We start from the raw sequence: 8,189 nt of genomic DNA on the forward strand, positions 1-8,189 counted from the left end.
TTACCTCAAATAAATCGTCGGTTTTCCTTAATTCTTGAGCCTGTTGTTTATTAATACCATATCTAATGGAGGCATTATTTTTCCAGTTGAAAAATTTATCTTTGTAATTCAAAGTAGACCTAAGTCCTAACAACCCAGAAATGGAGTTACTACCACCAGCATTCCAATTAACAAAAGTAACTTCGTTTAAATCAAAAGTGGCTTTGTTTTTTTGTTTCCATTGCGGACCTGTATATTTTTCTTTTTTATCCTTAATAAAAAGCGAATCTGGTTGCCCGTTTGAAAATTGAAAGCAGAGAACAACTAAAAATAATAGTAAATACTTCATTGGTGTTTGGTAAATAATAAATTATAATTTTTATGAATAACTAAACTCACCAAACTCCGATTTTATTGTAAGCTTTTTTATTTTTGACGCTTCTACTCTACCAATAATTTTTGCATCAACATTGAAAGATTTAGAGATTTCAATGATGCTTTCGGCTGTTTCTGGCGATACATAAATTTCCATTCTGTGGCCACAATTAAAAACCTGATACATTTCTTTCCAATCGGTTTTGGATTGTTCTTGTATTAATTTGAAAAGTGGGGGAATTGGGAACATATTATCTTTTACAATATGAAATTGATCAACAAAATGAAGAATTTTTGTTTGCGCCCCACCTGAGCAATGGACCATGCCGTGAATATGCTCGCTGTTATATTTTGAAAGTATTTTTTTGATTATTGGCGCATACGTTCGTGTTGGCGATAACACTAATTTACCAGCATCAATAGGTGAATTCTCAACTTTGTCAGTTAGTTTTACACCACCCGAATACACCAAATCTTCTGGGACTGAAGCATCAAAACTTTCTGGGTATTTTTTTGCTAAATATTTACTAAATACATCATGGCGCGCAGAAGTTAATCCGTTACTTCCCATACCACCATTATATTGTTTTTCGTATGATGCTTGCCCAAAACTTTCTAAACCAACAATAACATCGCCAGCTTTTATATTGGCGTTATCAATAACATCGGTACGTTTCATTCTAGCAGTTACCGTAGAATCTACAATTATGGTTCTAACCAAATCACCAACATCGGCAGTTTCTCCACCTGTAGAATGTATAGTTACACCAAAGGATTTTAAATCTTCAAGTAATTCTTCAGTTCCGTTTATGATTGCTGAAAGTACTTCACCAGGAATTAAGTTTTTATTTCTTCCTATGGTTGAAGATAGCATGATGTTATCGGTAGCTCCAACACATAATAAATCGTCAATATTCATGATTAAGGCATCTTGCGCAATGCCTTTCCAGACAGAAATATCGCCAGTTTCTTTCCAATACATATATGCTAAGGACGATTTTGTTCCTGCACCATCGGCATGCATAATCAGGCAATAATCGTCATCATTGGTTAAATAATCCGGAACTATTTTACAGAATGCCTTTGGAAATAAACCTTTATCTATATTCTTGATAGCATTGTGTACATCTTCTTTTGATGCCGAAACACCACGTTGTGCATATCGTTTTGAAACCTCTTTACTCATAATGTTGAATTGTGGTGCAAAAGTAAAGTAATATTTTAAAATTAATAGGCTTAAATTGAAATATGAAAAGCGTTTTATTAACGGGTTTTCACCAATTTGGAAGGCGTAGGCTTTTATTGACTTTGTAAAAAAAATTAGCGACCTTTGTTTAACATTGGATATAAATTATTGTAACGATTTTATATCTATAAAACACGCTAAACGAACCTCTTTAAAAGCAAAAAACAATTATACTTAAAGACTTACACTTGCAATCACCCGCGTTAGGGATTGCGGCGAAAAGCCCACAGCCTGACGATAGGAGGTGCGAGGACTTGTAGTGGAAAGCCCGACGACGACCTTAGGAGGCGTAACGCCCAAATAAACAAGCTACCTTGTAAACAACATTTCGCGGTACTTGGTTAGTGGCCAAATTTCATCATCGACCAATAGTTCTAGTTTATCGCAATGGTAACGAATATCTTCGAAAAATGGTTTTACCTTCTTGCAATAGGCATCGGCTTTCTTTTCAACATTTTGAATATCGTTCGCTGTTTTCCGTACTTCAATCATTTTGGTGACATTGGCGTTAATGCCCTCGATATGATTTGAAATTTCTTCGATTAAAATAATTTGCTCTTTTGATACGGTGTTGAATTTTTCTTCGAAAATTTCTTTTAATCCTCGAACGTTTTCAACCAGAATATTTTGATATTTTACTGCTGTTGGCACAATGTGATTTCGAGCAATATCACCTAAAACACGGCTTTCAATTTGAATGTGCATAATGTAAGCCTCGACCTCTATTTCGTAACGGGCTTCGGTTTCAATTTTGCTCATCACGTTCATTTCTTCGAACAGGGCAATGGTTGCCTTTGAAACTCTAGCTTTTAAGGCTTCGGGCGTTGATTTATTATTGCTTAATCCGCGCTTTTTTGCTTCCTTTTCCCATTCGGCGCCATAACCATTGCCTTCAAACAAAATTGGTCTGGACGACTTAATATATTCTCTTAATACATTAAAAACGGCTTCGTCTTTCTTGAGATCTTTTTTATCAATAAGTGCATCAACTTCTTTTTTGAAATCTATAAGTTGTTTTGCCACAATAGTGTTTAAAACCGTCATTGGGTTTCCACAATTAGCCAATGAACCTACAGCTCTGAATTCGAATTTATTACCTGTAAATGCAAATGGCGATGTTCTGTTTCTATCGGTATTATCTAATAAAACATCGGGTATTTTACCTACTACATTTAGTTTTAGCTCTGTTTTTTCTTGAGGTGATAATTTACCTTTTGTAACCCCTTCCAACTCCTCCAACACTTTTGTTAACTGCTCGCCAATAAATACCGAAATAATGGCTGGCGGCGCTTCGTTTGCTCCTAACCTGTGGTCGTTACTTGCTGATGCTATGGCTGCTCTTAATAAAGCTTCGTGCGTATGTACCGCTTTTATAGTATTTATAAAAAAGGTTAAAAACTGAAGATTACTCATGGGTGTTTTTCCTGGCGATAACAAGTTAATTCCTGTATCGGTTGAAAGCGACCAGTTGTTATGTTTACCAGAGCCATTTACACCTGCAAATGGTTTTTCATGCAGCAACACTTTAAAGTTATGGCGAGATGCAACACGGCTCATAATATCCATTAATAAGGCATTATGGTCTACTGCTAAATTTGCTTCTTCATATATAGGTGCTAACTCAAATTGATTTGGAGCTACTTCGTTATGGCGCGTTTTTACAGGAATCCCTAAAAGCATACATTCGGTTTCCAATTCGCGCATAAAGTTTAATGCTCTGCTAGGAATAGACCCAAAATAATGATCGTCCAACTGTTGTCCTTTGGCAGAAGAATGTCCTAATAATGTACGCCCTGTTAAGGTAATATCTGGACGACTGGCAGCCATCATTTTATCAATTAAAAAATACTCTTGCTCCCAACCTAACGACGAGGTTACTTTCTTTACATTTTTATCAAAATATTTACAAACTGCCGTTGCAGCCTCGTCAACAGCATTAAGTGCTCGAAGCAATGGCGTTTTATAATCCAAGGCCTCACCTGTATAAGCAACAAAAATGGTTGGAATACATAATGTTGTACCATAAATAAAGGCTGGCGATGTTGGATCCCAGGCTGTATAACCTCTAGCTTCAAAAGTGTTTCTTATCCCGCCATGTGGAAAACTCGACGCATCAGGCTCTTGTTGCACCAATTGGCTTCCTCCAAATTTCTCAATTGCCATACCACCACCAATGGTTTCAAAAAAGGCATCATGTTTTTCGGCTGTAGCTCCTGTTAACGGCTGAAACCAATGTGTGTAATGTGTTACATTTTTAGATAAGGCCCAATCTTTCATGGAAGAAGCCACTTGATCTGCAATGTTTCTATCAATTTTTTTTCCAAATTGAATGGCATTCATCACACCCACAAAAGCATCTTTAGTTAAGTAATGACGCATCGTATTTTCGTTAAACACGTTTTTACCAAATAAATCTGACCGACGCTCCTTTTCTTCAACCAAAACAGGTTTATATTTAAGCGATTCTTTGATAGCATGAAACCGTAGTGTAGACATCCTTAATATTTTTAGTTAGTGTCTGGTTGTAAACGCAGCAATATTAAATTTCTTTCTTATTGCGCCCTTTTTACTTGTTTTTAATCGCTTGATGCTAGTGCATCAACTCATAAAAAGTAAATAAAAATGACATCAAAAATAATTTAAATTATAAAAATAGTCTGTTTACAACCAGGCACTAAGTTTGAATTGTTAGACAAAAATAAACAGGTTTGACAATAAAACCTTAATTCTGAAAAAATCTTTTAAGCTTTTTTCAGTATTTTCATTAAATAATTAACTTTTTTTAAAATATACCCTAAAATAATAGGGTATAAATAAAAATAACTCATGTTATTACTAAAACACCCCCTATAAATTTAAAGTGAAAGTATAAAAATATATATTTGTGATATTATTATCAATATTTCAATTATAAAATATTCATTATGGCAAAAATTAAATTAGAATACCTTTGGTTAGATGGTTACTTCCCAACTCAAAATTTGAGAAGTAAAACTAAGGTTGAAGAACATGAAAACTTTAAAGGAACTGTTGAAGAATTAGGCCTTTGGTCTTTTGATGGTTCATCTACAAAACAAGCTTCAGGAGGAGCATCTGACTGTATTTTAAAACCAGTTGCAATATATCCAGATCCAGCACGTGTTAATGGATATTTGGTAATGACTGAAGTAATGAACGCTGATGGAACGCCACATATTTCTAACGGACGTGCTACAATTGAGGATGATGATGACGATTTCTGGTTCGGATTCGAACAAGAATACTTCATTATGGATGCTGATAATGATTTACCATTAGGTTTCCCAAGAGGTGGTTACCCAGCTCCACAAGGTATGTACTACTGTTCAGTTGGAGGAAGACACACTCACGGACGTGATTTAGTTGAAGAGCATGCAGATTTATGTATTGACGCTGGATTAAATTTTGAAGGTATTAACCAAGAGGTTGCATCTGGACAATGGGAATTCCAATTGTTTGCTAAAGGCGCTAAAAAAGCCGGAGATGAAATCTGGGTTGCTAGATATTTATTAGATCGTTTAACTGAAGGTCGTGGTATGTACATTGAGTACCACCCAAAACCATTAGGAGATACAGACTGGAATGGATCTGGAATGCACGCTAACTTCTCTAACTCTATCTTAAGAACTTGTGGTTCTAAAGAAAAATATGCTGAGATTTGTGAAGCTTTCCGTCCTGTAACTAAAGAACATATTGCAGTTTATGGCGAGTTTAACGAACAACGTTTAACTGGTAAGCACGAAACGGCATCTATCCACGATTTCTCTTGGGGAGTTTCAGATAGAGGTGCATCAATTCGTATTCCAATTATCGCTGTAGAAAAAGGATATAAAGGATGGTTAGAAGATCGTCGTCCATCTTCAAACGCAGATCCATACAAAGTAGCTGCAAGAATTATTAAAACTGTTAAACCAGTTAAATAATCTTACTACTATTATCATACTAAAAACGCTAACATTAATTTGTTAGCGTTTTTTTTATTCCTATAATTTGGGCGTTACCACAAGGGTCGGGCTTTCCGTTACAAGTCCTCGCACCTCCTCCGTCGGGCTGTGGGCTATCCACTACAATCCCTAACGCGGTGTTTGCGTATTTATGGTTTTAATTGGAAAGGTTGTTTTGTTTTTGGGGAGTTTCGTTTAACCGCTCGGCTATGAGTAGGTGCAATGCAAAGATAAAGTCGCGGTACAAAGCGCTTTATCGATTGTTAAACGAAGTTTTCGTTTTTTTTCTGACAAAGTCAAGTAATATAATCCTAGTACAATTATTTAATATAATAGGTTAAAACTTCCTGTGGGTAAAAATCAAAAGCATAAAAAACACTAATTAAAAAGACTGAAAACAAACCTCTTTAGCGCTGCTAATTAAACTATCGTCTTATTTTTCCAGATGTATTGCCTTCCATTAAACTTACCACATCTTCTTCAGACACCATATTTACATCACCAGGAACTGTATGTTTAAGTGCACAAGCAGCAGTAGCAAAATTTAAAGCCTGTAAATCATCCTCATAATGCAATAAACCATAAATAATTCCAGAAGCAAAGGCATCACCCGTTCCAACACGATCTACTACGTGCGTAACATCCAACATGTCAGCTTTAATATAATCATCGCCGTTCCACATTTTACCCTGTATTTGTTGATGAGAGGCACTTATAGAATTTCTAGTTTTCCCTACAACTTTTTTTATTCTAGGATACCGCTCCATTAATTCTTTAGTTGAAGAACTAAATTTTGGGTCAACTCCACCAATACCAAAAATTTCATTTATACCTCTGGTGCTTGAAAGAACGATATCACAATGTGATGTTAATTCTGGAATTACCTCTTGCATGGTTTTTCCATACTTCCACATATTTTGACGAGAATTAATATCGCCAGAAACAGGAATTCCCATTTTATTGGCGGTTTTAATGGCATCTAAACAGCATTGTGCCGCACCTTCTGAAATGGCAGGCGTAATTCCTGTCCAATGAAACCAATCGGCATCTTTTAGCACCTCTTCCCAATTCACCATGGACGGTTCTATTAGTGAAAAAGCCGAACCTTCCCTTTCATAAATGACTTCACTAGACCTATAAGAAGCACCTTTTTCTAAAAAATATTTACCTATCATATTATCTCCATAAACAACATGTTCAGTACTTAACCAATGTTTACGTAAAAATTGCGTGGCTGCCTTACCCAAAGCGTTATCAGGAAAACGGGTTACGTGCGCCGCTTTCATACCAAGATATCCACACGAAATGGCAACATTTGCCTCGCCTCCGCCATAAACAAGATCGAATGATGTTGCTTGCGAAAACATAGAATATCCGGGTGGTGATAATCGCATCATTACTTCACCAAAAGTGATTACTTTTTTAGCCATAGTTTAAGTTTTATTTAGTTGATTATGCTTGCAATATTTAGTTAAGTACCTAATTTATCACATTTGCATGAAAATTACCAAAAATTAAGGCACAAATAATTATTGAAAAAACGAAGTAATCCCATTTTCAACAAACTCAAGTAATATCTTCTAATTTAATTGCTAAATTAAAACGAACTAAAATTTCCCTTTTGTAAACACTAAAAACATGAAAATGCCATAACAAAGCACTAAAAAGAAGCCTTTAATTCTACTAATTTGAAGTCGATTTGGAATAAAAATAAGAGGAATTAAAACGGCAGAAAAACCAAGCATCCAAAAAATATCGCTCGATAATATTTGTGGTTCAGTAACAGGAATTGGTGTAATTAAAGCTGTTAATCCTAAAACTGATGCAATATTAAAAATATTTGAGCCTATTAAATTCCCTAAGGAAATGGCCTTTTCATGTTTTGCGGCTGCAATTACGGATGCTGCCAACTCCGGCACACTTGTGCCAATGGCAATTAAGGACACGCCAATTACAGCCTCACTAACGCCAACTGAAAGGGCAATTTCTTTTGATCCATCCACCAGCCATTCACTACCAAAATAAAGTGCCGCTGCTCCAATTAATAACCATAATCCTATTCGGAAATTAGAAACTGCTGAAAGCGCATCATCAACTTCTTCAACAACAACATCCTTTTTAGCACCCCTAATAAGTACAATTAAAAAGATTATTAATCCTGTAAATAATATCCCGCCTTCAATGGCTGATAAAACATTGTCGTTTTTTAAAAAATAATATAGCACTATTGAGAACACCATCATTACTGGCCAATTAAGCTTGTAAAACGATTTATCGACTGCAATAGCGCCAACCATGGCCGTAATACCTAAAACCAAACCAATGTTAGCAATATTTGACCCAACCACATTATTAATTGCAATTGCTGGCGAACCTGAAAGTGCTGCTTGTAAGCTCACCAATAATTCGGGTGCAGAGGTTGCAAATGAAACCACCGTCATACCAATTACCATTTTAGAGATATTAAACTTAAAGGATAAAGCTACCGAGGAACGTACTAAAAACTCACCTCCCACTACCAATAATACAAAACCAAGGATAACCCAAATTATACTCATGAAAATTATTTTTTGCGAAGATAATTGAAAGTAAAAAGTGAATTACGAAAAGTTATAAGTTTTTTTAAA

At 35.5% G+C, this 8,189-nt stretch carries 6 protein-coding genes; 1 reads left to right on the forward strand and 5 read right to left on the reverse strand.

The window, feature by feature from the left end; all coding sequences use genetic code 11:
- From WBN21_RS14810 to WBN21_RS14820, 3 genes are all read right to left on the reverse strand, one after another.
- The coding region (locus tag WBN21_RS14810; protein ID WP_424201617.1) for a DUF3078 domain-containing protein at positions 1-328 on the reverse strand (328 nt) is incomplete at its 3' end.
- A 30-nt stretch (positions 329-358) separates the two neighbouring features.
- A complete protein-coding gene (locus WBN21_RS14815; RefSeq protein WP_424201619.1) occupies positions 359-1,540 on the reverse strand; it encodes an AIR synthase related protein in 1,182 nt (393 codons plus the stop codon).
- A gap of 369 nt (positions 1,541-1,909) precedes the next feature.
- Positions 1,910-4,096, reverse strand: coding sequence for a glutamine synthetase III (locus tag WBN21_RS14820; RefSeq protein ID WP_424201621.1), 2,187 nt, complete (start codon positions 4,094-4,096; stop codon positions 1,910-1,912).
- A 428-nt stretch (positions 4,097-4,524) separates the two neighbouring features.
- Here WBN21_RS14820 and WBN21_RS14825 point away from each other — a divergent pair, with 428 nt between their 5' ends.
- The gene (locus WBN21_RS14825; RefSeq protein WP_424201623.1) at positions 4,525-5,541 is read left to right on the forward strand and encodes a glutamine synthetase beta-grasp domain-containing protein; all 1,017 of its coding nucleotides are present in this window, start codon (positions 4,525-4,527) and stop codon (positions 5,539-5,541) included.
- Between the two features lie 446 nt (positions 5,542-5,987).
- On the opposite strand, the gene WBN21_RS14830 is transcribed toward WBN21_RS14825, so the two are convergent.
- Positions 5,988-6,992: a sugar kinase gene (locus WBN21_RS14830; protein WP_424201625.1), complete on the reverse strand. Its 1,005-nt coding sequence runs from the start codon at positions 6,990-6,992 to the stop codon at positions 5,988-5,990.
- Between the two features lie 177 nt (positions 6,993-7,169).
- Positions 7,170-8,120, reverse strand: coding sequence for a calcium/sodium antiporter (locus tag WBN21_RS14835; RefSeq protein WP_424201627.1), 951 nt, complete (start codon positions 8,118-8,120; stop codon positions 7,170-7,172).
- Between the last annotated feature and the right edge of the window lie 69 nt (positions 8,121-8,189).

Source organism: Algibacter sp. (assembly GCF_049667265.1).
Classification (GTDB): domain Bacteria; phylum Bacteroidota; class Bacteroidia; order Flavobacteriales; family Flavobacteriaceae; genus Algibacter_B.